This is a genomic window from Cytobacillus sp. FSL R5-0377, assembly GCF_038004385.1.
Lineage (GTDB): Bacteria > Bacillota > Bacilli > Bacillales > Cytobacillaceae > Cytobacillus.
In genome coordinates this window covers 3,837,932-3,864,202 of record NZ_JBBORA010000001.1, presented here as the reverse complement: position 1 = coordinate 3,864,202, position 26,271 = coordinate 3,837,932, and the positions used below count along the sequence as shown (strand labels likewise).

At 42.1% G+C, this 26,271-nt stretch carries 34 protein-coding genes; 7 read left to right on the top strand and 27 right to left on the bottom strand.

What is annotated here, in order from left to right; genetic code table 11:
• Positions 1-6: 6 nt before the first annotated feature.
• The 15 genes from NSQ49_RS19685 to spoIIM form a co-directional block, all read right to left on the bottom strand.
• Positions 7-1,491, bottom strand: a complete 1,485-nt coding sequence (locus NSQ49_RS19685) for a spore germination protein (protein WP_159868542.1) — start codon at positions 1,489-1,491, stop codon at positions 7-9.
• A complete protein-coding gene (locus tag NSQ49_RS19680) occupies positions 1,466-2,053 on the bottom strand; it encodes a stage V sporulation protein AE (protein WP_159868539.1) in 588 nt (195 codons plus the stop codon). The genes NSQ49_RS19685 and NSQ49_RS19680 overlap by 26 nt, the downstream gene beginning before the upstream one ends.
• A 54-nt stretch (positions 2,054-2,107) precedes the next feature.
• On the bottom strand, positions 2,108-2,530 hold the full coding sequence (locus NSQ49_RS19675; RefSeq protein ID WP_159868655.1) for a stage V sporulation protein AB: 423 nt from the start codon (positions 2,528-2,530) through the stop codon (positions 2,108-2,110).
• On the bottom strand, positions 2,520-3,140 hold the full coding sequence (locus tag NSQ49_RS19670) for a stage V sporulation protein AA (protein ID WP_159868536.1): 621 nt from the start codon (positions 3,138-3,140) through the stop codon (positions 2,520-2,522). Before NSQ49_RS19670 ends, NSQ49_RS19675 begins: the two co-directional genes overlap by 11 nt.
• A gap of 154 nt (positions 3,141-3,294) precedes the next feature.
• On the bottom strand, positions 3,295-4,053 hold the full coding sequence (gene sigF / locus NSQ49_RS19665) for an RNA polymerase sporulation sigma factor SigF (RefSeq protein WP_159868533.1): 759 nt from the start codon (positions 4,051-4,053) through the stop codon (positions 3,295-3,297).
• 12 nt (positions 4,054-4,065) lie between these two features.
• A complete protein-coding gene (gene spoIIAB / locus NSQ49_RS19660; RefSeq protein ID WP_159868530.1) occupies positions 4,066-4,506 on the bottom strand; it encodes an anti-sigma F factor in 441 nt (146 codons plus the stop codon).
• Positions 4,507-4,509: 3 nt separating this feature from the next.
• On the bottom strand, positions 4,510-4,860 hold the full coding sequence (gene spoIIAA, locus NSQ49_RS19655; protein WP_159868527.1) for an anti-sigma F factor antagonist: 351 nt from the start codon (positions 4,858-4,860) through the stop codon (positions 4,510-4,512).
• Positions 4,861-5,082: 222 nt separating this feature from the next.
• Complete coding sequence (locus tag NSQ49_RS19650) at positions 5,083-6,246, bottom strand: D-alanyl-D-alanine carboxypeptidase family protein (RefSeq protein ID WP_159868524.1); 1,164 nt, start codon at positions 6,244-6,246, stop codon at positions 5,083-5,085.
• A 145-nt stretch (positions 6,247-6,391) separates the two neighbouring features.
• The gene (locus tag NSQ49_RS19645; protein ID WP_159868653.1) at positions 6,392-7,696 is read right to left on the bottom strand and encodes a pyrimidine-nucleoside phosphorylase; all 1,305 of its coding nucleotides are present in this window, start codon (positions 7,694-7,696) and stop codon (positions 6,392-6,394) included.
• A 267-nt stretch (positions 7,697-7,963) separates the two neighbouring features.
• Entirely contained in the window at positions 7,964-8,794 is an 831-nt protein-coding gene (locus tag NSQ49_RS19640; RefSeq protein ID WP_159868521.1) for a purine-nucleoside phosphorylase, read from the bottom strand.
• A gap of 32 nt (positions 8,795-8,826) precedes the next feature.
• Complete coding sequence (gene deoB / locus NSQ49_RS19635) at positions 8,827-10,011, bottom strand: phosphopentomutase (protein WP_159868518.1); 1,185 nt, start codon at positions 10,009-10,011, stop codon at positions 8,827-8,829.
• A gap of 258 nt (positions 10,012-10,269) precedes the next feature.
• The gene (gene xerD, locus NSQ49_RS19630; RefSeq protein WP_159868515.1) at positions 10,270-11,163 is read right to left on the bottom strand and encodes a site-specific tyrosine recombinase XerD; all 894 of its coding nucleotides are present in this window, start codon (positions 11,161-11,163) and stop codon (positions 10,270-10,272) included.
• Positions 11,164-11,172: 9 nt separating this feature from the next.
• Complete coding sequence (locus tag NSQ49_RS19625; RefSeq protein WP_159868512.1) at positions 11,173-11,400, bottom strand: YqzK family protein; 228 nt, start codon at positions 11,398-11,400, stop codon at positions 11,173-11,175.
• Positions 11,401-11,590: 190 nt separating this feature from the next.
• Positions 11,591-12,058, bottom strand: coding sequence for a ferric iron uptake transcriptional regulator (fur, locus tag NSQ49_RS19620; protein WP_048008103.1), 468 nt, complete (start codon positions 12,056-12,058; stop codon positions 11,591-11,593).
• A gap of 230 nt (positions 12,059-12,288) precedes the next feature.
• Entirely contained in the window at positions 12,289-12,933 is a 645-nt protein-coding gene (spoIIM, locus tag NSQ49_RS19615) for a stage II sporulation protein M (protein ID WP_159868509.1), read from the bottom strand.
• A 464-nt stretch (positions 12,934-13,397) separates the two neighbouring features.
• On the opposite strand from spoIIM, the gene NSQ49_RS19610 reads away from it, so the two are divergent.
• Positions 13,398-13,961, top strand: coding sequence for a GNAT family N-acetyltransferase (locus NSQ49_RS19610; RefSeq protein ID WP_251284418.1), 564 nt, complete (start codon positions 13,398-13,400; stop codon positions 13,959-13,961).
• A 30-nt stretch (positions 13,962-13,991) separates the two neighbouring features.
• On the opposite strand, the gene NSQ49_RS19605 is transcribed toward NSQ49_RS19610, so the two are convergent.
• Together NSQ49_RS19605 and NSQ49_RS19600 are read right to left on the bottom strand one after the other, a co-directional pair.
• Positions 13,992-15,158, bottom strand: a complete 1,167-nt coding sequence (locus tag NSQ49_RS19605) for an endonuclease Q family protein (protein ID WP_251284419.1) — start codon at positions 15,156-15,158, stop codon at positions 13,992-13,994.
• 1 nt (position 15,159) lies between these two features.
• On the bottom strand, positions 15,160-15,711 hold the full coding sequence (locus NSQ49_RS19600) for an NUDIX hydrolase (RefSeq protein WP_159868500.1): 552 nt from the start codon (positions 15,709-15,711) through the stop codon (positions 15,160-15,162).
• Between the two features lie 77 nt (positions 15,712-15,788).
• Between NSQ49_RS19600 and mciZ the strand changes: the two genes are divergently transcribed.
• A complete protein-coding gene (gene mciZ / locus NSQ49_RS19595; RefSeq protein ID WP_159868497.1) occupies positions 15,789-15,923 on the top strand; it encodes a Z-ring formation inhibitor MciZ in 135 nt (44 codons plus the stop codon).
• Between the two features lie 72 nt (positions 15,924-15,995).
• Positions 15,996-16,919, top strand: coding sequence for an aldo/keto reductase (locus tag NSQ49_RS19590; protein ID WP_159868494.1), 924 nt, complete (start codon positions 15,996-15,998; stop codon positions 16,917-16,919).
• A gap of 55 nt (positions 16,920-16,974) precedes the next feature.
• Here NSQ49_RS19590 and NSQ49_RS19585 read toward each other — a convergent pair whose 3' ends face one another.
• The 5 genes from NSQ49_RS19585 to NSQ49_RS19565 all read right to left on the bottom strand — a co-directional run bounded on the left by NSQ49_RS19585 (position 16,975) and on the right by NSQ49_RS19565 (position 20,367).
• Positions 16,975-17,220, bottom strand: a complete 246-nt coding sequence (locus NSQ49_RS19585) for a YqkE family protein (protein ID WP_159868491.1) — start codon at positions 17,218-17,220, stop codon at positions 16,975-16,977.
• 67 nt (positions 17,221-17,287) lie between these two features.
• Positions 17,288-17,668, bottom strand: coding sequence for a VOC family protein (locus tag NSQ49_RS19580; RefSeq protein ID WP_159868488.1), 381 nt, complete (start codon positions 17,666-17,668; stop codon positions 17,288-17,290).
• A gap of 68 nt (positions 17,669-17,736) precedes the next feature.
• Positions 17,737-18,405: a CoA transferase subunit B gene (locus NSQ49_RS19575; protein ID WP_159868485.1), complete on the bottom strand. Its 669-nt coding sequence runs from the start codon at positions 18,403-18,405 to the stop codon at positions 17,737-17,739.
• Positions 18,406-18,432: 27 nt separating this feature from the next.
• Positions 18,433-19,122, bottom strand: a complete 690-nt coding sequence (locus NSQ49_RS19570) for a CoA transferase subunit A (RefSeq protein ID WP_251284427.1) — start codon at positions 19,120-19,122, stop codon at positions 18,433-18,435.
• Between the two features lie 57 nt (positions 19,123-19,179).
• Positions 19,180-20,367, bottom strand: a complete 1,188-nt coding sequence (locus tag NSQ49_RS19565) for an acetyl-CoA C-acetyltransferase (RefSeq protein WP_159868479.1) — start codon at positions 20,365-20,367, stop codon at positions 19,180-19,182.
• 179 nt (positions 20,368-20,546) lie between these two features.
• Between NSQ49_RS19565 and NSQ49_RS19560 the strand changes: the two genes are divergently transcribed.
• From NSQ49_RS19560 to NSQ49_RS19550, 3 genes are all read left to right on the top strand, one after another.
• A complete protein-coding gene (locus NSQ49_RS19560) occupies positions 20,547-21,476 on the top strand; it encodes a hydroxymethylglutaryl-CoA lyase (protein ID WP_251284420.1) in 930 nt (309 codons plus the stop codon).
• Positions 21,477-21,560: 84 nt separating this feature from the next.
• The gene (locus NSQ49_RS19555; RefSeq protein ID WP_268891681.1) at positions 21,561-21,692 is read left to right on the top strand and encodes a hypothetical protein; all 132 of its coding nucleotides are present in this window, start codon (positions 21,561-21,563) and stop codon (positions 21,690-21,692) included.
• 125 nt (positions 21,693-21,817) lie between these two features.
• A complete protein-coding gene (locus NSQ49_RS19550; RefSeq protein WP_159868473.1) occupies positions 21,818-22,744 on the top strand; it encodes an alpha/beta hydrolase in 927 nt (308 codons plus the stop codon).
• A 50-nt stretch (positions 22,745-22,794) separates the two neighbouring features.
• Here NSQ49_RS19550 and NSQ49_RS19545 read toward each other — a convergent pair whose 3' ends face one another.
• Positions 22,795-23,331 carry a hypothetical protein gene (locus tag NSQ49_RS19545; protein ID WP_236566296.1) on the bottom strand — a complete coding sequence of 179 codons (537 nt, stop codon included), beginning with the start codon at positions 23,329-23,331 and terminating at the stop codon, positions 22,795-22,797.
• A 170-nt stretch (positions 23,332-23,501) separates the two neighbouring features.
• Complete coding sequence (locus NSQ49_RS19540) at positions 23,502-23,828, bottom strand: iron-sulfur cluster biosynthesis family protein (RefSeq protein WP_159868470.1); 327 nt, start codon at positions 23,826-23,828, stop codon at positions 23,502-23,504.
• A 122-nt stretch (positions 23,829-23,950) separates the two neighbouring features.
• Here NSQ49_RS19540 and NSQ49_RS19535 point away from each other — a divergent pair, with 122 nt between their 5' ends.
• Positions 23,951-24,169 carry a CDGSH iron-sulfur domain-containing protein gene (locus NSQ49_RS19535; RefSeq protein ID WP_159868467.1) on the top strand — a complete coding sequence of 73 codons (219 nt, stop codon included), beginning with the start codon at positions 23,951-23,953 and terminating at the stop codon, positions 24,167-24,169.
• A gap of 33 nt (positions 24,170-24,202) precedes the next feature.
• Here the strand turns inward: NSQ49_RS19535 and NSQ49_RS19530 are convergent, their stop codons facing one another.
• From NSQ49_RS19530 to NSQ49_RS19520, 3 genes are all read right to left on the bottom strand, one after another.
• Positions 24,203-24,364 (bottom strand): hypothetical protein, encoded by a 162-nt coding sequence (locus tag NSQ49_RS19530; RefSeq protein WP_159868464.1) that lies wholly within the window; start codon positions 24,362-24,364, stop codon positions 24,203-24,205.
• A 72-nt stretch (positions 24,365-24,436) separates the two neighbouring features.
• A complete protein-coding gene (locus tag NSQ49_RS19525) occupies positions 24,437-24,772 on the bottom strand; it encodes a YolD-like family protein (RefSeq protein ID WP_159868461.1) in 336 nt (111 codons plus the stop codon).
• A 14-nt stretch (positions 24,773-24,786) separates the two neighbouring features.
• Positions 24,787-26,046: a Y-family DNA polymerase gene (locus NSQ49_RS19520; RefSeq protein ID WP_159868458.1), complete on the bottom strand. Its 1,260-nt coding sequence runs from the start codon at positions 26,044-26,046 to the stop codon at positions 24,787-24,789.
• Between the last annotated feature and the right edge of the window lie 225 nt (positions 26,047-26,271).

The window sequence follows — 26,271 nt, the reverse complement described above, 5'->3', positions numbered from 1 at the left end:
TATTTATTATTTTACAGGCTGCTTGTAACGATTTCTAGTCTGGACAATGCCTGGCCGTATTTTAGAGCCTGGCATCGAGCGGCGAATTAAGATCTGGGATAAAGCAACCGGACTAAACGGAATAAACGGCCAAAGGTATGGTGTATTCAAAGATTTAATGCTTGCGAGAAGTAGAATGATTAATGTAAGCCCCACGACTAGACCAGGGGTATGGAAAATCGCAACTGACACAAGCAAACACAATCGTAAAATTTTATTGGCAATGCTCAGTTCATAACTAGGGGTCGTATAGGTTCCAATGGCCGCAAGTGATACATATAAAATGACTTCAGGAACAAAGAGCCCGACATCAATGGCAATTTGACCTATAAGCACAGCGGCTATTAAGCCCATAGCGGTCGAAAGCGGTGTCGGCGTATGAATGGCCGCAATTCTAAGAAATTCAATTCCCACATCTGCAAGAAACAGCTGGACTATAACAGGAACATTGGTCTCTTCATTTGGCCCGACAAATGCGATTCTTTCAGGAAGAAGGGAAGGCTCCAATACAAATAAAAACCATAGCGGCAACAGTACGATTGAAGCCAAAAGACCTAAAAATCGAATCCAGCGGACAAATGTGCCGACTGCAGGCGATTGCCTGTACTCTTCTGCATGCTGTAAATGATGAAAATATGTTGTAGGCGTAATAATGACACTTGGTGAAGTATCAACAAATATAATGACATGCCCTTCAAGCAAATGGGCTGCTGCGACATCTGCTCTTTCCGTATACCGAACCAGCGGGAAGGGATTATATCCCTGTTTTAAAAGAAATTCCTCGACTGTTTTATCAGCCATCGTAATGCCGTCAATCTCAATTGCTTTAATTTCTTTCCTGATTAAATCAACTAAATCCTCATTAGCCACATCTTTAATGAAACCAATGGCTACATCCGTTTTGGACCTTTCGCCAACACGCATAATTTCAAACCGCAGCCGTTCATCTCTAATCCTTCTGCGGGTCAAGGCTGTGTTTACTATAATATTCTCAACATAGCCATCCCTTGAGCCGCGGACTACTTTTTCAGTATCCGGTTCCATTGGGGTTCTTCCGGGATAGCTTCTGACATCGATGACAAGCCCTTCTCTCTCACCCTCACCCACAATGACAATCAGGCCTGATAGAACCTGATCAACCAGTTCATCCATTGTTTTAATGTGCTCAATGGATTGATGCCTAAGCCTGTTCTCGATGATTTTAAATAGGTTAGAGGAAAGTTTTTCACTGTCATTGATCCCAACCAGACCCTCAATGATAGCAATTATATAACTCGTATCCGTCAGTCCATTAATATAATAGAAATGAACATCCTTCCTTAAGATCGTTAGCTTTCTGACACCCAGATCGAAGCTTTCTCCCAGGCCAACTCTATTTTTCATATATTTCTCAATTTCATGCACAGATTCAAATATAGGTGTCTTATCATCCTTCGTCTTGTTTCGTGTCATAATAGCCGCTCCTTTCCAATATAAGCTCTACTGCCTTTTTAGTAATTGGCGAACCTAATTCATAATGATCTTTTTTAGACATCTTTCCAATATCGCCAATTCCTACGATTATTGGCACATCCAGCTGATCAAGACAATAGACAGTATCTCCATTAATTCTGCCCATTTCCATTTCGGGAACTCCGTACTTATCAACTCCGTATGGAGTCAGTTCCCCGTTATTATCAATACATACATCTACTTTTGTCCACTCGGCCTGACGTGTTTTTGAGGCAACTGCTATAACTCCCAGAACATTGATATCTTTATGGCACGCAACATATTTCAGGGCATTCTCTCCGGCTCCTTCTCCGATAAACCCGCTGTCATCAAACATGACCAATACGGGATCATGGGAGACTTTTTTTATCAGCTTGACGATTTGCTGACCGTTTAGGACTGAAGGGTTTCCATGCGATAAAGATAGGCATCTGCCTCCAATTTCCTTCGCAACATGCTCCACAGTCTTTCTTGCAAAATCGTCTCCATCAGTTATTAGAATGACGTGCCTCCGATCATCCATAGCAGTTTTTCCTTTCCGAATTCTCATTTTTCTTAAATATGCCCAGCCGGCGGCTTATTTATTTACAAAATAAATCCATTGAAACAGTGATCCAAACACCTTGCCAAATACAAATGCCATCAATAATATGACGATTTTCCCATCTACTCCGATTCTTTTCGCAAGAATCGGAAAAACATTCAACACCTCAGTTAAAGCAGCAGCGAGCATGCCCACAAAGATGCCCGAAGCCAGCCCAATGGGCACTAATAACAGAGGTGTCAGGTGGAATTCCGGATTCCATAAAGTTGCAAGTGCACCAGCCAAAGCCCCCATCACAACTGCAGCTTCATAAAAATGGATCATCTTCATCGTTTTGCTCAGCTGAGTAAGCCTTGGGATGATGCCCAAAACAGCCAGAAATGCCACAAAACCTGAACCAACAGCGAGCCCCCCTGCAAAGCCTATGATCATTACCAGTACAACATTAATGGTCATCAAGATATTTCATACTCTCCTTGTTCTCTTTCAATGCAACATAATTATCAAGATCAAGCTGGTAATTAAACATTTCTACTTCCAACGGGCTGGGCTCCTCGTTCAGCCGCTTCTTAAAAACATGATTAAAAAATATGATCATGCCAATCCCCAGGCCAATCGAATAGGGAATTTGAAAGATAAGAGGCCTGCTGTCCACTTCCCCGGTCAGGAGAGTGTAAATTCTAAGCTGGACAGCCTGCATGCTTACGTCTTCATGAAAATTCATAATAGCCAGTGCAGCACCTATAAACAAAAGCAGCCAAACAAGCAGAAAGAGAGGAATTGATACTTTACGCTTCTTGGTAACCACCTCGACTATCGATTGAGCCGGTCCAATCGACTGTACTTCAATGTTTGAAAAGAATCTGGTTATAGTCCTAATGACCTTCATCACGTCAATTACGACAATATTCCGGTCCTTCTCGCTTACTTGATATAGCGGAAGTCCACAAAGCTTTTCGTAAATGCCATCATCGGCAATGACCTGTGCAATATCTTTCAGCAGTATTCTCTGATTTGGCCGTATCTGCAGACGATGCCGCAAGCGAATGTAAACTGTTTTTTCCAATGTTCTCACTTCCCACAAAGAGATATCCTCTTCGAAAATGGTTCGCCTATTTAGTGCGTTTCGCTTTTGTGTCTATATTTAGTATGAGTTACATATATTAGCTTCATGAACTCCAATAATTGGCTGGTTTTAAAAAATGAAAGACCGGATGGATTTAAATATCCATCCGGTCTTTCATTTGCTGAAGGATCTTTTTTTCAAGCCGCGATACCTGCACCTGGGAAATGCCAAGCCTTGACGCCACTTCGGATTGAGTCTGATCTTTATAGTAGCGCAAGTAAACAATCAGTCTCTCCCGCTCATCCAATTCACGTATCGCTTCTTTTAATGCTATTTTATCAAACCATTTTCCTTCATTTCCATCATCAATCTGATCGAGCAGTGTAATGGGATCTCCGTCGTTTTCATACACTGTTTCATGTATAGAAGATGGGATCCGGCTTGCTTCCTGGGCAAGAATAATATCTTCCGGAGAAATTTCCAGAAACTCGGAGAGTTCTGTAACAGTCGGGATGCGGCCAAGCGTTTTTGATAACTCGTCTTTGGCTTTCCTGATTTTATTGCCCATCTCTTTTAAGGAGCGGCTTACTTTTACCGTTCCATCATCCCGAATGAACCTTTGAATCTCTCCGATAATCATTGGAACCGCATAGGTCGAAAATTTTACATCATAACTGAGATCAAACTTATCAACCGACTTCAATAAGCCGATACAGCCAATCTGAAAGAGATCATCGGGTTCATATCCTCTATTCAAAAACCTCTGGACGACAGACCAGACAAGACGCATATTTTTTTGAACAATTTTGTCCCTGGCACCCTGATCTCCGCTTTGGCTTTGCTTAATTAGCTCCTTGACTTCATTGTCCTTTAAATAGGTTTGGCCCTTCTCTGCTTTAACCTCCACATCCATAGCAAGACTCCCTTAATTGCATAGCATTTTACTATTTGATAAATGCTTCCTTAATCGGATCTCTGTGCCTATACCCGGCTGCGATTGGATTTCGATTTCGTCCATGAAATTTTCCATGATGGTAAAGCCCATGCCTGATCTTTCCAATTCAGGCTTTGTTGTAAATAATGGCTGCCTTGCCTCCTCCACATCCATAATACCGAGGCCTTTATCCTTAATGGTCATATCAATAAATCCATCTTCAATCAGGACAGAAATATAGACCACTCCATTAGGATCATTTTCATACCCGTGAATAATGGAGTTGGTTACAGCTTCAGAAACGACCGTTTTAATTTCTGTCAGTTCGTCCATTGTCGGATCCAGCTGGGCAATAAAGGCTGCAACTGTGACACGGGCGAATGATTCATTTTGGCTGAGCGCACTGAATTCAAGATTCATCACATTTTTCATAGTTCAGGCAACCCCCAATCTTTGCAAGGCGTTTTCTTCTGTCGGTTCTAAACGGATTATTTTAAATAACCCCGACATATCAAATAATCGCTGCACTGCTGGAGAAATTGCACAAACAACCATTTCGCCATGCTTTTGTTTGATTTGTTTGTAGCGGCCCAAAATCACTCCCAGCCCTGAACTATCCATAAATGAAAGCTGCTCAAGGTTTAATATAATATGATGGATGTCATGATCCTCAATTGCCCTCGTCGCCTGTTCACGCAGTACATCTGCCGAATGATGATCCAGCTCCCCGCTTAAACGAATACATAAGACATCATGCTTTACTTCCAAATTAATGTTAAGACTCACTACCTTAGCCTCCTTATCTGGTATCCGCAACTGAAAAAGCCGATAGTAATGCTCATGCTTCTCCTCCGGATAGGATAACCGGAATCTTAAAGAATTCCGGCATCCGCCCTTATAGTGAGTCAATTTCGATGCCTGGCGCTTCATTTCCTTCCTTGAGACAAAACTAGTGTATTTTCGCTAAAAATACATATCATTGGGATGTTTTTCGACAAGGATATATATTTATTCAGTTTTTGAAAATAACCCCATGGACCGTTTAAACAATGTCCACCATGATGCTTCACTGCTATTTTCTTTAGCAACCAAAGAGCTTTCAACCAAGACTTTTCCATCCTTTTTCAATGTTAATGTTCCGATCTGATCACCCTTGTGGACAGGAGCTTTAATATTTTTATTTAAAGTAATTTTCTGTTCAATTTCCTTGATGCTTTCTCCTTTTTTAGTTAAAAGGGAAATCGGTTCACTAGTCAGAGCTTCAACCATTTTCTTTTCGCCTTTGCTTACTTTAACTTTTCCAAGAACGTGATTTCTTTCATACATTGGGTGGGTTTTATATTGGCTGAATGCAAAGTCGAGCATTTTAGTCACTTGAGCATTGCGTTCTTTTGAAGTTGGTGCGCCAAATACAACGGCTATAACCCGCATTCCGTCTTTCTCGGCTGTTGCCGTCAGACAGTATTTTGCTTCAGAAGTAAAGCCCGTTTTGAGGCCATCTACACCTGGATAAAAACGCACAAGTCGGTTTGTATTGACAAGCCAGAATTTTTTTTCTGTATCCTCGCGAAGATAGGCTTCATATGTGCCCGTAAAATCAGTTATCTTTTCATATTTAAGAAGCTCTTTCGCCATTATGGCCATGTCATGTGCAGTACTGTAATGGTTCTTAGCTGACAGCCCTGTAGGGTTTAGGAAATTAGTATTTTTCAGCCCTAATTCCTTTGCCTTTTTATTCATCATTTCAACAAAAGCTTCCTCTGATCCGGCAATTCTCTCAGCCATAGCAACGGATGCATCATTACCGGAACCAATGGCAATCCCCTGCAGCATTTGCTTTGTGGTCATTTCTTCACCTGGCTCCAGGAAGATTTGCGAACCGCCCATTGATGCTGCATATTCGCTTGTCCGGATTTTCTCATCCCATGACAGCTTCCCTTCATCTATTGCTTCCATAATTAAGAGCATGGTCATGACTTTTGTCATACTGGCAGGCGGAAGCTGCTCATCGCTGTTTTTTTCATATAATACCGTACCGGTATCACGCTCGATAAGAATCGCGGATTTTACATTATCCGCCAAATCTGCACTGTTCTCTCTCGCAAACCCTGAAGGAGCAAAGATTGTTGCCATAAATAATGCTATTAACATTAATGAGACGAGTCGTTTCATCACACAATACCTCCATTCTTTATAGCCTCCATTTTTTCCAGTTAAAGAAAATTTATACAACACAGGAAGACTAAAAAGAATTTAAACAGTCAGCTTCACGGCAAAAAGCCGCCGGATCTAAATCCGGCGGCTTTTTAATTCAATATTATTCAGTTATTTCTTCATGAATTAATACTGGTGCCTTCACTTTTTCAGCGGAAAGCGTAATGTTGTCATAAAGCATATTTCTTACTTGTTCTACATTTTCAAAATTGCTGCAGATTGTAACGAGGGATTCGCCCTTCTGTACCCGGTCGCCAATTTTCTTTCTTAAAATCAGGCCTACTGCCAGATCAATTTCTGATTCCTTCGTTGCTCTTCCTGCTCCCAATAGCATAGCTGCTGTTCCAATCTCATCGGCAACAATCTCCGAAACATAGCCATCCTGCTTAGCTTCTAATTCAAATGTATATTTTGCCTGAGGTAATCTTTCCGGATTATCGACAACTGATGCATCTCCGCCTTGTGAGCTCAAGAATACTTTAAATGTTTCTAATGCTGAACCGTCCTTCATCGCATTCTCTAACTTTTCGCGCGCTTCCTTTAATGTATCCGCTTTTTTAGCCAGGAAAACCATATGGCTGCCCAGAGTCAGGCAAAGCTCAGTCAGATCTTCAGGTCCTTCGCCTTTTAATGTATCGATTGCTTCCTTTACTTCAAGGGCATTGCCGATGGCATAACCAAGCGGCTGGCTCATATCTGAGATTACAGCCATTGTGTTTCTGCCGACATTATTTCCAATGCGGACCATGGCTTTAGCCAATTCACGCGAATCGTCAAGTGTCTTCATAAATGCGCCGGCGCCAGTTTTAACATCCAGGACAATGGCATCCGCACCTGCAGCGATTTTTTTGCTCATAATCGAGCTTGCGATAAGAGGAATACTGTCCACTGTAGCTGTTACATCGCGCAGTGCATATAACTTTTTGTCTGCAGGCGTTAAGTTGCCGCTTTGGCCAATGACTGCAATTTTATTTTGATTAACAAGCTTAATAAACTCTTCATTTTCAATTTCCACATGGAATCCATCTACAGCCTCAAGCTTGTCGATTGTTCCGCCTGTATGTCCAAGCCCGCGCCCTGACATTTTCGCAACCGGAACACCTACTGCTGCTACAAGTGGTCCCAGTACAAGTGTTGTTGTATCACCTACACCGCCAGTTGAATGTTTATCTACTTTAATTCCTTCAATTTTGGATAAGTCAATTTGATCACCGGATTCTACCATTGCCATAGTTAAGTTGGCTCTCTCGTTCTCTGTCATACCTTGGAAAAAGATGGCCATTGTTAAAGCACTTACCTGATAATCCGGGATCGAACCATCTGTGTATCCTTTAATGACGAATTGAATTTCGTCTGCCGTTAACTCTATTCCATCTCTTTTCTTTTCAATAAGATCCACCATTCTCATCATAAAACACCACTTTCATTATTCTTTAGGCCTTCTTTTAACCGATTATTATTTGCTAAAAAAGTCAGCCCGTTGATTTCAGATGCTGGCACTTGCTTCCCCGGAGAGGAGGAGCATTTCTCAGCTTCCCCCCTCCCTCAGGACATTGAATAAGCTTCGTCGAAGGAACACCGCACGAAGGAAATGCGTCAGCATTTTCGGGTATTAAATACCCTCTCCTATCCACTCAGTTATTTAATTTAGTTAACAGCATAGCCGCAAAAATAATTAATATGCTTGTACACCAAATTCCTTAACAATTGCTTTCACATAACGAAGGAAGTCAGCTTTGACTTTTTCTGTTGTTTCGATTACTTCTTCATGGTTTAGGGGCTGGTCTAGGATGCCTGCTGCCATGTTTGAGATACAGGAGATCCCAAGCACCTTCATACCTGAATGCTGTGCAACGATGACTTCTGGAACTGTTGACATGCCGACTGCATCCCCGCCCATTGTTCTCAGCATGCGAACTTCTGCAGGTGTTTCATATGTCGGGCCTGTATTGCCGACATACACTCCTTCCTGAATCTTCAGGTTCAGTTTTTCGGCCAGTTCTCTTGCAAGTTTTCTCAAATCTTTTGAATAGGCTTCTGACATATCCGGGAAACGGGGACCCATACGGGAATCATTAGGACCTATTAAAGGATTGCTGCCCATATTGTTGATATGGTCTGAAATAAGCATTAAATCTCCTGGAGAATAGGTTTCATTCACTCCGCCTGCCGCATTGGTAACAATGAGCTTCTCAACACCCATCTCTTTCATGACTCTTACAGGGAATGTTACCTTATCAAATGAGTATCCTTCGTAATAATGGAACCGGCCTTGCATAGCAACCACTTCAATGCCGTTCAAGCGTCCAAATACAAGCTGTCCCGCATGGCCCTCTACTGTTGATACAGGAAAATCAGGGATTTCATTGTATGGAATCTTAACCGATTCTTCGATTTCGTCTGCCAATACACCAAGTCCTGAACCTAATATCAGCCCGATTTTTGGCTGGCCTGTATATTTATTTTTAAGAAATTCAGCTGCGTTTTGAATTTTGCTGTAATCCATCATCAATCTCCTTCATCTACTTTTTAGTGTTATTATTTCAGTTGGTTCAAAAAGCTTTTTCCAAATGCTGGCATTCTTACGTTAAAGTTATCCGCTATAGTCGCTCCTACATCCGCAAAGGTTTCACTGACCGTAAGCTCTTTTCCATCTTCCATATCTTTTGAATAAACGAGAAGCGGAACGTATTCTCTCGTATGATCTGTCCCATGATGAACAGGATCATTGCCGTGGTCTGCCGTAATAATTAATAAGTCGCCATCCTGCATTTTTTCAAAAACTTCAGGCAGGCGTTCATCAAATTCTTCAAGAGCTTTTCCATATCCTTCCGGATCCCGTCTATGGCCAAATAATGCATCAAAGTCCACCAGATTAACAAAGCTCAGGCCTGTAAACTCTTTATCGAACGTATCGATCAGCTTATCCATTCCATCCATATTTGATGTTGTGCGAATAGCCTCAGTTACTCCCTCTCCGTCATAAATATCGGAGATTTTTCCAATTGCCACTACATCAAGTCCGCCATCTGCCAATTCATTCATTACTGTGCGGTTAAATGGCTTTAGCGCATAATCGTGCCTGTTTGATGTTCTTTGGAAATTTCCCGGCTCGCCAGTGAATGGTCTGGCAATCACACGGCCAACCATATATTTTTCATCAAGTGTCAGCTCACGTGCGATTTTACAAATTTTATATTGTTCTTCTATTGGAATTATTTCTTCATGTGCCGCAATCTGAAGAACTGAATCCGCTGATGTATAAACAATCAGAGCTCCGGTTTTCATATGTTCTTCTCCTAGTTCAACCAGAATTTCTGTTCCGCTTGCAGGCTTATTTCCAATAATCTTCCTGCCGGTGCGTGATTCAAGCTCCGAAATCAATGCAGCCGGAAATCCATCAGGAAAGACTCTAAATGGGGTTTGAATGTTTAGCCCCATAATTTCCCAGTGACCTGTCATCGTGTCTTTTCCGTTTGATGCTTCCTGCATCTTCGTGTAAAACGCCATGGGTTTATCCGCTTTCTCAATCCCTTTGATTTCCCGGATATTACTAAGCCCCAATTTGCCCATGTTCGGCATCTTCAGGCCATTCATTTTTTCTGCGATGTGGCCGATCGTATCGGCACCTTTATCACCGAACTTATCGGCATCAGGCGCTTCACCAATTCCCACTGAATCCATGACAATTAAAAAAACGCGCTTATATGTATATGCGGACATTTGAAAACCTCCCAATTATTTGAATACGGTTACAAAAATCATATTCGTATAGTACCCTTTTTAGGTTTATTTAACACTGATTCTCTTGCTGCAGCTGGAAAGTAAAACACTATTCCTGCATTTTAATAGCCTACTAAGGATAGCCCCTTCATTCGTCAGAAGTCTGACATCTATATTTTACCTAATAAACAGGTAAAATGACAAGAAAAAGCTGCCTATTTTTCATGGCAGCTTTATGACATTTGAATAAATTTTATTTTAAGCACGCGGATGATATTGACTGTACACATCTTTAAGCCGCGTTTTGGTTACATGCGTATAAATTTGCGTCGTGGATATATCAGCATGTCCAAGCATTTCCTGGACAGCCCGCAAATCCGCCCCATTTTCCAGCAGATGTGTGGCAAATGAATGCCTCAGTGTATGCGGGGTCAGCTCCTTCTCAATCCCTGCTTCCTGAGCCAGCCGCTTCAGTATTTTCCAGAACCCCTGTCTTGAAAGACGTTTGCCGTGATGATTTAAAAATAATGCTTCATCCCTATGTTTCTTAGAAACAAACTTGCCTCTTCCTTCAGATAAATACCTTTCAAGAGCTTCAGAAGCCGTTTTGCCAATAGGCACAATCCTTTCCTTGTTCCCTTTGCCAATACATCTTACAAAGCCCATCGTTAAATGAGCATCACCTGTGTTCAGGCCTATCAGTTCACTTACTCGAATGCCTGTAGCATATAGAAGTTCAAGCATTGCTTTATCTCGGAGGCCAAAGTGATCTTTACTTTCCGGGAGATCCAATAAAGTTTCTACTTCCTGCATGTTCAATACTTTTGGAAGCGAACGCTCCATTTGCGGTGTTTCTATATGGACAGAAGGATCATGGCCAACTGCTTTTTCGCGGAGCAGAAATTGGTGAAAGGCCCTTAAGGAGGCTATATGCCTGGCCAGAGTTTTTGAGGATTTACCCTGTTTTTTTAAAAAGCCGAGAAATTGGACAATCTGCATGCGCTGCACTTTTTCAAGGCTCGTAATCTTCTCTTCCGACTTGAGATACTTCAGATAACTTTTCAAATCTCTTTCATAAGAAATAATTGTATTTTTTGCTAGGCCTTTTTCTACAAGTAAATAATGAATAAAGTCTTTTAGCTGGTCATCCATATGATTGCATTACTCCCCGTTTAAGTAGAAAAGAATTAACCGGTCCAGCAAGCTGCTATCCTCATCAGTTCCGCTTGCAGACACCTTAACAGCCGCTCCCCTTGGTTCGTCATAGCGGTGATAATCCTGGTATTCTTCGTTTAACCACATAATACCATAATAAAAAAGGATTGTGCATCCAGTGAAAATCACAAATACTTTAATGGTCTGAAAAGCCATACTCAGCCAGGATTTCATTGTTTGTCCTCCATAACTTTTAATAAAAAGAAAGATTTTCAGCTTTCTATTATTAAAAAGGTATGCCATTTTGGACAAGAATTATACCTGAATTTGTATAAATGATGTTTCATCAGGGCACTTGCCTTTTTAAAAGCAGATCAAAATAAAAAGCCTATCCTAATGTAGAATAAGCTTTGCCAATAAGCATTTAATTTTCATCTGCTTCAGTTTCTGTTTGTTTATCCTGGCAGCGGTAGCATATGCCATGGAACGTAAGGCGGTGATCCTTTATTTTAAAGTTCCAGCGGCGTTCAACCACTTCCTCGACGTCTTCAAGCAAATCTTCCTGTATTTCATCAACAGCTCCACACTCAATACAGACTAAATGGTGGTGAAAATGGGCTGCCCCCTCCTGACGCAGGTCATATCGGGAAACTCCATCACCGAAGTTGATTTTATCGACAATTTTTAATTCAGTCAGCAATTCAAGTGTTCTATATACAGTTGCCAAGCCTATCTCAGGCGATTTCTCTTTTACAAGGAGGTAGACATCTTCCGCACTTAAATGATCCTCTTCGTGTTCTAACAGGACGCGAACTGTTGCCTCTCGCTGTGGTGTTAGTTTATAGCTGGATGAATGCAACTGTTTTTTTATTCTTTCAATTCTGCTTTCCATACCGAAAGTCCCTCCCTCGCCACTAACATTCTCATTATAACAGAAATGAGATCACATTCAAAATAAAATTATTATAAATAACAGTTGATAGTAAGTTTAATATAATAATTATTTTAATATTTTTAAAACATATTGTAACTTCTTTATATGTACCCTCATTTATTATTTTTATCCATTTCTCCTACAGCAAAAAGGCAGAGCATGCCGCTCTGCCTTTAAACATAATTTTACTAGGATTGGATTGAATTAACAACAGACTTCATTAATACAGGCGAGATAAAGGCCTCTACTCCGGCTGCAGCTATTAAGAACAGAATGGCCACAGCAAAAGCAATCATATATCTTCCGAAAAGAGGCATCATCGGCTGGCCGGCTTTTTTCATAAATTGTTTTCTTATCATTTTTAAAGAGAATGACACAGCCAGAGCTGCAGCCATTATAAAAATAGGGATGATGATCAGGTTCTGGGGAAGGACCGATACGAAGGAAAGCAAGAACCCTTCCCATCCCATGCGGTTAACGAGAAAGCCGACTGTAAAGCCAACCACCATGCCTTTCATAAAGAGCAGAATCAGAATGACCGGCAGTCCAATTATGGAGATTCCCAAGATCCACATCAAACCTATAAATTTTGTATTATGGAAAAAGCTTTGTTTGAATAATTCATCTGCTGCTGCAAAATGCCCATCTGATACTTGTCCAAAAAATTGGGACAGATAATAAAATAAATCTTCCTTTTGTGTAAAACTCAAGCTATTTACAACGATAGCCCCGAAAATGACACCCATCAGAAACAATACAATAACAAATAAGTAGATTGAGGAATGTTCGCGAAAGTGGGCTGCTGCGGCGTTCTGGTACATTTTTTTCTTCATTGCTCTTCCTCCTAAGGCAAAACAGATTAGATATTAAATTGTATGCCTGTCCCGGAATTGTATGACAAAGAATTGGGCTTCTTATTAATTGATAAAGGCTGTTTTCGTATAGTTTGTTGCTTTTTTATAAATTAGTATTATTTGCTGAGTTGATTGGAGCGGAGGGCACTTGATCCTCGAAAATGCTGACGCATTTCCTTCGTGCGATGTTCATTCGAGGGAGTTTATTCAATGTCCTGCGGGAGGAGGAGAGGGAAGTGTGAGACCCCGCAGGCGAAGCCGAGAAGGCTCACATTCCTCTCCGCGGAAAGCAAGTGCCCGCAGCGGAAATCAACTGGCAGAATTCATAAATAAAAACAATTATCTTTGTAAAAAAGCTTTGATAAAAAAGTTCTTGAATAATTCCTATGTTTCTTGCTATAATTTTCAAAATTATTGAAATTGTCATTGGAGGCGCTCAGAAAATGGACCCGATCTTAAAAAAGTTTCCAGAAAGAATTGAAACAGATAGACTCTATATGAGAACTGCCTTGCCTGGAGACGGCAAAACTGTTCATGAGGCTATATCAGCTTCAGCTTCCGAGCTGAAGAAGTGGCTTCCTTTTGCACAAAATGAACAATCAGTGGACGAAGTGGAATCTGGTATCCGCAAATCTTATGCCCAGTTTATTCAAAGGGAAGATTTCCGTATTCATATTTATAGGAAAGAAGACGATGTATTTGTCGGCTCTACTGGCCTGCACCGCATAAACTGGGATGTCCGTAAATTTGAAATTGGCTATTGGGGAGATGTAAGGTTTCGGAAAAGCGGCTATATTTCTGAAGCAGCTGCAGGTTTGACAAAGTTTGCCTTTGAACATTTTCAAGCGAACAGAGTGGAAATCAGATGTGATTTGAGAAACACTAACAGCCGAAGAATTCCCGAAAAGCTTGGATACACGCTTGAAGGAATCCTAAGGAATGACAGCCTGAGCGCAGACAAAAAAGAGCTTAGAGATACTTGTGTTTATGCTAAAGTCAGCATCTAAAAAAAATAGAGCCTGCATGGGCTCTATTTTTTATGAATCCACAATTCTGCCGTACTTGCCTCCGCCGCCTGCCTGGAGGTTTAACTTTCCTTCACGCGCTTTTCCAATTAGCTTCGCTGTTTTCTCAGGAATGACTTTGCTGATTTCTGAGAATGGAACATCATGGAGAATAGCCATTTCAGTTCCAAAATGATCCAGTAACTTCTCAAGCATTTTCGGGCCTAGCCCCGGTATGAACTCAAGAGGGACCTGATGAATATATGGCGGCCGTGTAACGGGTATTTCTCCGGAAGATTTCAATTCAGAGATCCGGTCAGCCACGCCTTTGATAAATTTGTGGTGATTGCAATTCTGACAATTACCAGACCCTTCATCGAAGGGGCTAAAACACACTGAACAAACTGTCTGATGATATTTTCCAAGCAAAGGATCCAGACCGTAATTAGCTTTGACCCTGCATTTTTCTTTTCCGGCCAAAGCCTTCTGCAGTTCCCCGAATGTAGGTGCTTCCATTTCCAGAATCTGATATTCTCTGGCGATTTTTTTTAGTGAATGAGCATCTGAATTTGTCAGAAATGTATATTTATGAAGTTCAGCAATTTGATCAGCCATTTTCGTATCTGCACTTAGTCCCAGCTCAATTGCATCAATTAAGCCAGGATCAAAAACCTCTGTAAGCGACCGCTCTACCCCTTTCCCGAATAGACTTTTAAACGGGGTAAATACATGAGCAGGTATAAAAAGCCCATTCAATTCCTTCACTTTTTCCTGAAGCATTCTGCCTGAAGCATATATCCTTTGAGAGCTCAGGGTTATGTTCTTCAAATACCCTTTTAGCCAGGCGGAGAAATCCTTCATAGCGGAAAGGGTTGGAAAGTAACACAGGACATGAATGGGTCCTTTACAGGAGTCATCATATATTTCAAGTTCCGATCCGGGAATTACCGTTAAATCTCCATATTGAAGCCCCCCGTCCTTATGCTCGGTTATAAAGCCTTTTTGCGCCAGGTCCTCGATTTCCAAAATGACTTCAGGTGAATGACAATCAATAATGCCAATAATATCAAGCCCCTTTTCATTGCGGGCATGCCTGATGATATTAGTAAAGGTAAGGGATTTAGCGCCTGTTATTTTAACCGGCTTTCCCGTAAACGTACGTCCAATATGGATATGAAGATCTGCAAAAAAGCGTTTCATGCTACTTCTTCAGCGCCTCTTGAAGCTGCAGATATTGGATGGCATAAGCGGTTTTCGCATCATAAACTCTTTGCTCCTCAAGCATGGATAAGGCTTCCTCAAGGGTTACCTCCAAAAGGTTCACAAATTCATCTTCATCAGGCGAAAGTGCATTTTCTTTTTTCTTTAGTCCATTTGCTATATAAAGGTGAACAAGCTCATCGGCAAATCCGGGGGAAGTGTAGAATGAGATAAGCCATTCCATTTCCGTGCTGCCGTACCCCGTTTCTTCTTCCAGTTCCCTTGCTGCACAAACGCTGGGCTCTTCCCCTGCTTCAAGCTTTCCGGCAGGAATTTCAGCAATAATCTTATCCAGCGCTTTTCGATATTGTTCAACCATCACTATTTTATTATCATCCGTTACTGCCAATACAGCTACTGCTCCGGGATGTTTGATAATTTCCCGCTTCGATGTATTGCCATTCGGCAGTTCAACATCCTCCACCTGCAGACTAATGACTTTACCAGTGAAGATTTTTTCCGTTTTAATTGTTTTTTCTTCTAGGCGGCTCATTGTTTTCAGTCACTCCTGTTCTATTCCGGTAATGATTGCTCATACATTTTATCATACTTGATGAGGGGGAGTATGGCATGAAGGTATATGTCCATAATAGTGGAATTATTCTTGCCGGCAAGGCCTGGGAAGTGCGCGAGAAGCTAAAACAATACAGCAGGCAGTACGTCCTTGTAAAAGACTGGATTGAATCTCAGAACAATATAAAATGATAAGCCTCTTTATTTGAGTATGCCTCAATTGTTTATGTACAATTATAGGAAACATTCAAATGAGGTGGGTACTTGAAAAAGAGAAGACTCGGAAACTCAGACTTGTACGTAAGCCAGCTTGGGCTGGGCTGCATGTCAATTGGGACCAATCCTTCCCAGGCACAGGAGATTATAGAAGCTGCCCTGGAAGAAGGAATCAATTATTTTGATACCGCTGATTTATATGACTTTGGCGAAAACGAAAAGCTTGTCGGACAATCCTTAAAGAGTGTCCGTGAACAGGTGATCATTGCTACCAAAGCCGGCAACCGCTGGAATAAAAATAAAGATGGCTGGAGCTGGGATCCCTCAAAACGCTATATCAAAGAAGCTGTAAAAGACAGCTTAAAAAGGCTGGATACGGACTATATCGATTTATATCAGCTTCACGGCGGTACGAATGAAGATCCGATTGATGAAACCATTGAAGCATTTGAGGAACTAAAGGAAGAAGGATACATCCGCCAATACGGCATTTCCTCCATACGCCCAAATGTGATCCGGGAATTTGCATCAAAATCATCCATTGTTTCTGTCATGATGCAGTACAGCATTTTGGATCGGCGCCCTGAAGAAGCCGCTCTGCCTCTTCTTCATCAAAAAGGCATCAGTGCTGTTACAAGAGGGCCGCTGGCCAAGGGACTGCTCAGCGACAAAATGCTGGATAAAGCATCAGAATCCGTAAAAGAGAAAGGCTATTTGGATTACTGCTATGCTGAGCTGGAAAAAACACTCACCACCATCCGGGAAAAAATCACAGACAAGCGCACCATGAACGAGATTGCATTTCAGTTTAATCTCTCAGATCCAGCTGTCGCTTCAATTACAGCAGGTGCCAGCCGGGCTGAGCAGGTAAGAGCAAATGCAGAGGCAGCAAAAGCCCAGCCTCTGAACGAAGATGAATTGGCCATGATTAAATCTATTGCAAAGCTAAATAAATATGAGCAGCATAGATGATATAGAACTCTAATAAGAAAGGGGCTGACAGAAAAGTCGGCCCCTTCTTTTAATGCTATTTAAATTCTTTCCAGTTAAGATCACTTTCTCCAAGCAGTTCTTCAAAACTTTTATTTTTTTCGCGCAGTCTTCTTTCCTCTCTTTTTCTGCGCTCTTCTTCTTCCCTCTGTTTGTCTTCAGCAGCCTTTAACTCCTGCTTTTTCCCTTTTAGCTGCTCCATCAGATCCTGGTTCAGCATGTCGCCAAGCGTGACAGGTTTATCATCTTTTTTAGGCTGGGAATGGTGTTTTTTCTTTTTCATATAATCCCCTCATCAATTGATTTTGCCATTTATTATAGCATATTTTATTATTTATGAAGGAACAGGCTTATTCACTCTTATGGAAGAATTCCAGAAATTCAATTCTATTTCCGAATGGATCATCTACAAAGAACCTCTCCCGGCCTTCTATTGGAGCTTCCTCCTTAATTGTTATTTTCTGCTCTTCAAGATTGCTTCTCAAGGCCTTCAGGTTTTCCACAATAAATCCCGGGTGGGCTTTTTTAGCAGGCTGGAAGCCTTCCTGTACTCCAATATGGATTTCCTGATTACCGCATATAAACCAGCAGCCTCCGCGCTTTTGAAGATTTTCAGGCTTGGGAATTTCCTTAAAACCAAGCTGTTCCCCGTAAAATTTCCTGGCTTCCTCCTCACAGCCAATCGGAGCTGCCAGCTGGACATGGTCAATCCCTTTAAAGAAAAAACTCATAATCTCTCCTCTTTTCTTCAGGCTAAAAATAATGAAAAGCACAGCATGCAGCTGTACTTTTCAGGTTATTAGTAAGCTTCTGTTAAAACGTTTTCATCCACTTGCAATTCCGGTTCTGTTGAATTGATTATATCCTCAATTGTATAGCCCTTAGCTACTTCAACTAGCTTCAGACCAGATTCGGTGACATCGATGACTGCCCGCTCAGTTATAATTCGGTCAACGACATTTTTGCCTGTTAAAGGCAGGCTGCATTCTTTAAGAATTTTTGAATCGCCGTTTTTATTAGTGTGATCCATAATGACAATGATTTTATTGGCGCCATGAACCAGATCCATCGCACCGCCCATGCCCTTAATCATTTTTCCGGGAATCATCCAGTTGGCAAGATCTCCTTTTTCAGAGACTTCCATCCCGCCGAGAATCGCAATATTCACATGACCGCCCCTGATCATGGCAAAAGATTCAGCACTGTCAAAATAAGATGATCCCGGAATGGCTGTAACTGTTTCTTTTCCAGCATTAATTAGATCCGGATCAACTTCACTTTCTGCAGGATACGGGCCGATGCCCAATAATCCATTTTCAGATTGCAGGACCACTTCTTTATTATCAGAAATATAATTTGCAACCAGCGTTGGCATACCGATTCCCAAATTCACGTAAAAGCCATTTTCAATTTCCTTTTCAGCCCGTCTTGCAATTTTCTCGCGTACTGCCGCTTTATCGTTACTCATGACACCCTCTCCTTTCGTCACTGGTATTTATTTCTTTACCGTCAGTCTTTCAATGCGTTTTTCCTGTTTCCCTTCAATCAGTGATTGAACATAGATGCTCGGGGTATGAATATAATTTGGATCCAGTTCACCAACCTCATAAAGCGTCTCCACTTCTGCGATTGTCACTTTGCCGGCTGCTGCAATCATTGGATTGAAGTTTCGGGCCGTTTTGTGATAAACAAGATTGCCCATCTTGTCCCCCTTCCATGCCCTGACAAGACTAAAGTCTGCTTTCAGCGCTTCTTCAAGAAGATATTCCTTGCCGTCAAACACCTTCGTCTCTTTCCCCTCTGCGATGGGGGTTCCTACACCAGCAGGTGTGTAAAAAGCAGGAATGCCTGCACCGCCTGCACGGATCTTTTCTGCCAGTGTTCCTTGAGGCAGCAGCTCTACTTCAATTTCTCTTGAGAGAACCTGTCTTTCAAACTCTTTGTTTTCCCCAACATACGAGCCAACCATTTTCTTAATCTGTTTATTTTTTAAAAGCAGTCCAAGTCCCCAATCGTCAACACCGCAGTTATTCGAAATGACGGTCAGATCCTTAACCCCTTTTTCAACTAAAGCCAGAATTAGGTTTTCGGGAATTCCGCACAGACCGAAACCGCCAACCATAAGGACAGCACCATCGTGAATTTCCTGAACCGCTTCACTGAAGGAAGTACAAATTTTCTTCACTTCAATCGCTCCTTTCATTAAAAAGTCTTCATTGTTAATAATCCTTATCAAAATCGGCTATGCAAGCTCCACCACTGTAGCTACTCCTTGCCCTCCGCCAATGCAAAGAGTTGCAAGCCCTTTCTTTGCCTGCCGTTTTTGCATCTCATGAATTAAAGTGACGAGAATTCGTGCGCCGCTTGCACCGATTGGATGTCCGAGTGCAATGGCTCCGCCATTAACATTCAGGATTTCCTTGTTAAAACGAAGCTCCCTGTCAACTGCAAGCGACTGGGCTGCAAATGCCTCGTTTGCTTCAATAAGCTCCAATTCATCCATGGAAACAGATGCCTTTTCAAGTGCTTTTTTTACGGCAGCAACAGGGCCAATGCCCATGATGCTTGGATCTACACCAGCACTTGCATTTCCTCTAATCGTTACTAATGGCTTAAGCCCCAGCTCATCCGCTCTCTTTCTGCTCATTACCAGCAATACAGCCGCCCCGTCATTAATCCCGGAGGCATTTCCGGCTGTTACGCTGCCATCTTTTCTGAACGCCGGACGCAGGCCTGCGAGCTTTTCAGCAGTTGTCCCTTTTTTCGGATATTCGTCTGTATCAAAAACGATCGGATCCCCTTTTCGCTGAGGAATTTCCACCGGAACGATTTCATCTTTAAACTTTCCTTCTTCAATTGCTTTTGCCGCCTTTGCCTGGCTGTCTGCGGCAAATTTGTCCTGTTCTTCTCTGCTCAGCTCATATTTCGAGCAAAGATTTTCAGCCGTAACTCCCATATGGTAATCATTAAAAGAACACCAGAGACCGTCTGAAATCATCGAATCAATAAGCTTTTGGTCTCCCATTTTAAAGCCGTTTCTTGCATTTTTAAGTATGTATGGCGCCTGGCTCATATTTTCCATGCCGCCTGCAATCACTGCTTCAGCATCGCCGGCCAAAATGGCCTGTGCTGCTAAATGAACCGCCTTCAGTCCTGAGCCGCACACTTTATTAATCGTCATTGCGGAAACGCTTTCAGGAAGGCCCGCTTTAAGAGCTGCCTGCCTTGCTGTATTTTGGCCAAGGCCAGCCTGCAGGACATTCCCCAGGATTACCTCATCTATTTGATCCGGTGTTACACCTGCTTTTTCAAGAGCGCGTTTAATCGCAATCGCCCCTAGCTCTGGTGCTGATACATCCTTTAGACTTCCATTGAAACTGCCGATTGCTGTCCGGACAGCGCTGACTATAACGACTTCTGTTTGTGCCATCTCTCTCATCCTTTCAAAACATCTCTTTGCTTATATTCGAGCGGGGATATCAAAATTCCTTTTATTTTGTCAAAATTTCTATTATTCTTGCAATCAAAAATACTTTCCTAATACAATAAATTTAAGGTCACCGAGAAAACGCTTACTAAAATTAAAATTATGAAACGGGAGAGGAAAACATGACGCTTGCATTTCCAGATAAAGTAACAATTATTGAAGTTGGCCCGCGGGATGGACTGCAAAACGAAAAGTCGTTTGTACCGACTGAAGTTAAGAAAGACTTTATTAAAGGTTTAAAGAATGCAGGATTAAAAGAAATGGAGCTTACTTCTTTTGTGTCTCCTAAATGGGTTCCGCAGATGGGGGATGCAGCTGAAATTACGGCAGAATGCCTGGATGCAAATACAAGGGATTTCGTGCTTGCCCCGAACCGTAAAGGCATTGACAGAGTATATATGACGGATTGCAGGGCAGTTGCCGTTTTCGTCGGTGTAAGCAATACATTCAACAAGAAAAACATCAATAAAACCACTCAGGAAAGCATGAATGAGCTAAAACCGATTATTGGAGAACTAAAGGATAAAGGTTATTTCGTCCGTGCCTGCATCTCTACTGCCTTTTATTGTCCGTATGAAGGGGCCATCAATCCTGAAGATACCGTTGGGCTATGCCGCCAATTTACAGAGGCAGGGGCTGATGAATTAAGTGTGGCAGATACGATTGGGATGGCTGCTCCCCATGAATCATACCGGCTATTTTCCCGTTTAAAAGAAGAGTTTCCAAATACTCTGCTGACTGCCCACTTCCATGACACAAGAAAAATGGCTCTTACAAATATTTTTGCTGCACTCCAGGCAGGAATCGACCGATTTGATACATCCGCAGGCGGGCTTGGCGGATGCCCCTTTGCCCCTGGCGCTGCAGGCAATGCTGCAACAGAAGATGTCGTTTATATGCTTCAGCGGATGGGAATTGAAACCAATGTTAACCTGGATCAATTAATGGAAGCTGTAAAAATTGTTCAGCCTCATCTTTCCAGGCCGATTGAAAGCACTTATTTCAGGCTGAATACTCAAACAGTTCAACAGCATCACAGCTTAAGTGAATAATTCCTCCTGTTTTACCGCATCTTATTAGATGAAAGCAGCTGGCGAATTCAGGTTCAGCCGCAGAATTATAAGGGGGATATTTCTATGAGCCAAAAACGCGATAAAGGCTACAGCCAAAAGGGAAAGCCGAATTCCGATACTGTAAATCAGACGATTGCTGCCGAGGAATTAGAAAAAGCGATTCATCCAACCAAAAGACAAAACGCACAGCAATAAGCCGCCGCAAAGCGGCTTTTTTTGTGCAGGGCGTCCTTTATGAAATTTCACTTTGTCCCGGCTAACATCTCTGTTTTAATTTTATCCACAATGGTAAAATAAAGAAAAAAGATGGAGGGATGAGTTTGAGAAGATTTTTGCGTTATTTATTTTCCATCGTTCTCTTTCTTTCATCACTCGGCGTCTATTTTACAAATAGGCTTATGTTTATGAAAAAAAAGGAAGATGACTTTATTCTAGAAAGAGAGAAGGAGTCCGGGAGACTTGATCTAATCAAGTATGAAAGCCTTCCGAAAAGAGAGGTTCTTATTCCCTCGCCATTTGGCTATAACCTAAAAGCCGTAGCCTGCGAACCACATAAAAACAATCGCTATATCATTATTTCGCACGGGGTTACGGAAAACAAAATGAACTCCATTAAATACATGAACCTCTTCCTGGAACGAGGGTTTAACGCTGTAATCTATGATCATCGCCGCCACGGAGAATCCGGGGGAAAAACGACAAGTTACGGCCATTATGAAAAGTTTGACCTAAAAGCTATTGTCGATTGGCTTAAAGCGGAGAAAGGGCCTGATATCCAGGTCGGCATTCATGGTGAAAGCATGGGGGCTGCCACCATGCTCCTTTATGCGGGGATGCTTGAAGACGGCGCTGACTTTTACATTGCCGATTGCCCTTTTTCGGATTTTAAAGAGCAGCTGGCTTATCGTTTAAAAACCGAGATGAAGCTGCCCGCGAAACTCTTTTTGCCTGTTGCTGATCTATTTCTGCGGATGCGGGAGAAATATTCCATAGCGGACGTGTCGCCTATTTCGGTTATAGAAAATATAAGAAAGCCCATCCTGTTTATTCACAGTGAAAAAGATGATTTTATTTTGCCGACCATGTCCGAAGCTTTGTATGAAAAGAAAAGAGGCCCTAAAAAGCTTTACCTTGCTGCTAACGGGATCCATGCACAATCCTTTAACGAAAACAGAGAGGATTATGAAAAAGTCATTGACGAGTTTTTGGAACAGTATGTCAGCAGCAAAAAAGCTTTATCAAAATAAAAAACAGCTGGCTTAAAGTCAGCTGTTTTTTATTTCTGTGCTGTTAGGCGTCAGTTTTTTTTCTTTATGATTTCCTTGCCTTCAGCCGACAGACCTCTGGCAGTATGAAAGTCTCCCATTTTAAAATAATAGCGTTTGTTTTCTTTTTTTATTATAGCCGCTTCTTCAAATTTTTCTTCCTTGCCGGCCACTTCTACTTTCTTAATATCTCCGCTTTGAATTTCACCAAAAATGATCGGTAATCTGTTTTCCAGATTGCCTTCCTTATCGTAATCATAGAAAGCATCTGAGTAAACAGTCATATATTCATTCTCATAATGCTCCCAGTGATTATGGCCTTCATTCTCCCAGCCTTCTTTGTCACTGCCCTTCAAATAGGCAGCTGCCATGGCTTCGACCTCATTTTGCCCATCATTTTGCTCTGTTAAATAAAGAATAATGACTCCATTTTTAACTTTTTCTTTATGTAAGATTTCTTTTACATTGAATGGTATTCCATCATCAATTGCCTGGCCCATTGTTGCTGTGCTGCAGCCTGACAATATCAGAGAAGCTGCCACCAGCAAATATAACATATAGTTCCTCATTCGTATCTCCCCAATCAACAATCTCTTCACCTATAACAGCCATGCTGCTTAGCCTGTAATCCTTTACTAGTATATTAAAACCTTACTTTCCAGAATTTTGGAAGGGTATTTTTACCTACTTAGCCAATAAAAAAAGACCGCCTTCCTGCAGCGGCCGCCTGCTAAATCATTTATTTTGTTTTATCAATAAAGCTCATTCTCGGGTTTAGATACTGATTCGGGCTTTTTAACTGGTAGCAGTTTGCCTTCTCAGAGAAGTCTATCGTTAACTGTTCATCCAAAAATACTTCCTTGGATTTTTCCACATATATGCTGCCAATGTTTGTTTTGATTTCCCTGTCATCCTCATCAAGCTCATCAACAAGCCAAAGTGCCGCTACTCCGCTCACAACACAGCCGCAGCCATCTATATCGTACTTAAGCTTTATAAATCCATCTTTGCCGGCAATTCGTCCCGATACTTTTTCTGCTGCTATTTCAGTTAATGTTATTTCCATGTTGTAAAACTACCTCCCCTTTGCATATGCTGATTTTAACACAGATAGGTATAACATGCTTCTGAAAGAGACTGCTGCTATTCAGCCGCCAAAATAATGTTTTTTAGAAAGGATGATGGGGTATGTCCAAGGCGCAGATTAAAGTAATGGATAATGGATCACTGCGTGTTACAGGTGATGTTGAGTTAATTGATATGGATGGCAATAAATTCGAAACAAAAAAAACCTTCTCTCTTTGCCGCTGCGGAAGATCCTTGAAAATCCCGTTTTGCGATGGCACTCATAAAGGAACTTTCCAATCATGTGTCCGTGCGGAGATAGCTCCGGATGACAAGCAATAAGGGTGGAAAACGGGGACAGTCATCCCCGTTTTTTTATCTTTTATTTTTATTTTTAATTCTTGCGGGTGTTGCACTTTCACCCTGTATAATCCCTTGAAGCCGTTCCCGGTCCCTGTCCGTACTGTCTTCCCCGGCCCCGGGTGCGATATTGGCCATTGGCAGCTGTTCCAATTCTTTTCCTCTAGGCATCTTCATACACCTCCCTGCTGTTAAGGTGCTTCTCCTGCCTTAAAACTACCCCTCTTAAATTCATCCAGGCAAGCAAACTTATTCTTCCGTAAAACGGGCATCCGCTATAGCGCTGATAGAAATACGGTGAATTTCCCCAAACCGATCAATAATATGAAGCTTTTGGCCAAGTTCATCCCAATAATGGATGCCCCCTATGACCAGTTCATAATTTCTGCCCCTGTAATGTGTAATGGTTACACTTTTTTGAAATTCCATGGCCTCCGAAAGAATTTCATTCATGTGTTCAAGCTTCTGCTCATCTAATTCCCGCTTTTGCTCGTACATATCTTCCTTTGCCCAGTCTCTTAAGAGCTTTACATGTTCCGGCAGCATCATGGAAGTCCATTTTATTCTGCCCCTATCGCGAATCATAAGCTGACCCCCTTTTACATTTTATGGCCGCCGACCAATGTCGCACGGTGCCTGGCGGTTCCTGCACCTGTATAAGAGACGGCTCTCAGCAGAGCTCCTCCTCCAAACTTGGAGCGGATCCGGTCGACAGTATAGCCGAGCTCTCTTTTTTTCCAGCCATCCAAGTCGAACAGACTCAGCTGCATTTCGCAGTCATCCGTAATATTGCCGAGGGAAATGGAAATCTGCCGCACTGTTTTCCCCTCATAATTCTCGTCAAAAAGTTCGAGGCAGACCCGATAAAGATCCATCGTAATATTGGTTGGCTGGTCAACTGTCCTTGAGCGGTAAAAGCCCCCTCCGAATTCATCCTGGCTGTAGCCAAGGCCAAAGCTGATAGTTCTGCCGGCTTTCCGGTGGCTGCGGGCCCTTCTTGCCACTTCTTCACACATCTCAAGGACCACATGCTTAATTTCCTTTTTCTCTTTGTAATCCCTCAGTAAAATCTGGCTTTTCCCAAAGCTGATCTGTCCTGCCATGATCGGCGCGCCTATTTCCGACAAATCAATACCCCATGCATGGTGATAGAGCTGATTGCCCATAATCCCAAACTTCTTCTCCAGCTTAGCCAGGTCATAGCGGGCAAGCTGGCCGACTGTAAAAATTCCCATTCCATTCAATGTCTTTTCAACGCGGCGGCCGATGCCCCACATTTCCCGTAAAGGGGAGACATTCCACAGCTTTGTTTTTACATCTCCATACGTCCATTGTGCAACTCCCTTTTTTTTTGCCTCAAGGTCCAGGCAGAGCTTTGACATTAGCAAATTAGGACCTATTCCTATGGCGCAGGGGAGCTGAAATTCCCGTTCAATATCATCTTTTATTTTCCAGGCAATCGTCTGGGCATCACCCCAGAGGTGCACTGCGCCGTCTACTTTTATAAAGCTTTCATCGACACTATACGTATGGATGGCTTCCTTGGGGACATAACGATTAAACACCCTGGTGATTTCAGTGGAGATTCTTAAATAAGTCGCCATTTTCGGCTCCTCAACTCTAATGCGCGGATCATTTGGGACCTCAAAAAGACGGGACCCTGTCTTTATTCCAAACTCTTTTTTCATTCGCGGAGAGGCCGCCAGAACAACGCTTCCCTTCCGTTCCACATTCCCTGCAATTACAAGATAGCAGTCAAGAGGATCCAGACCGAGCATGACAGCAGAACAGCTTGCATAAAAGCTCTTCATATCAACACACAAAATTTGATTGTTCGGCATTGAGCTGTAATCAACCATGACTTCGACATCCTCCTTCAAAAAGCGTAGGCGCTGCTTATCAGCTTCTATGCTGCATAGCCCCCTGAACCCGATAATAAAATTTATATATAACAGGAACATCTGTTCTATATATGTATACCCATTATATTAAGCGAATATGCGTTCGGTTTCAATGGAAATTTTACGCGGTTTTTCTTAAAAGCGGTTCTTTCTTCCCAGAACAGACGCCTCGCCGGCCAAAAA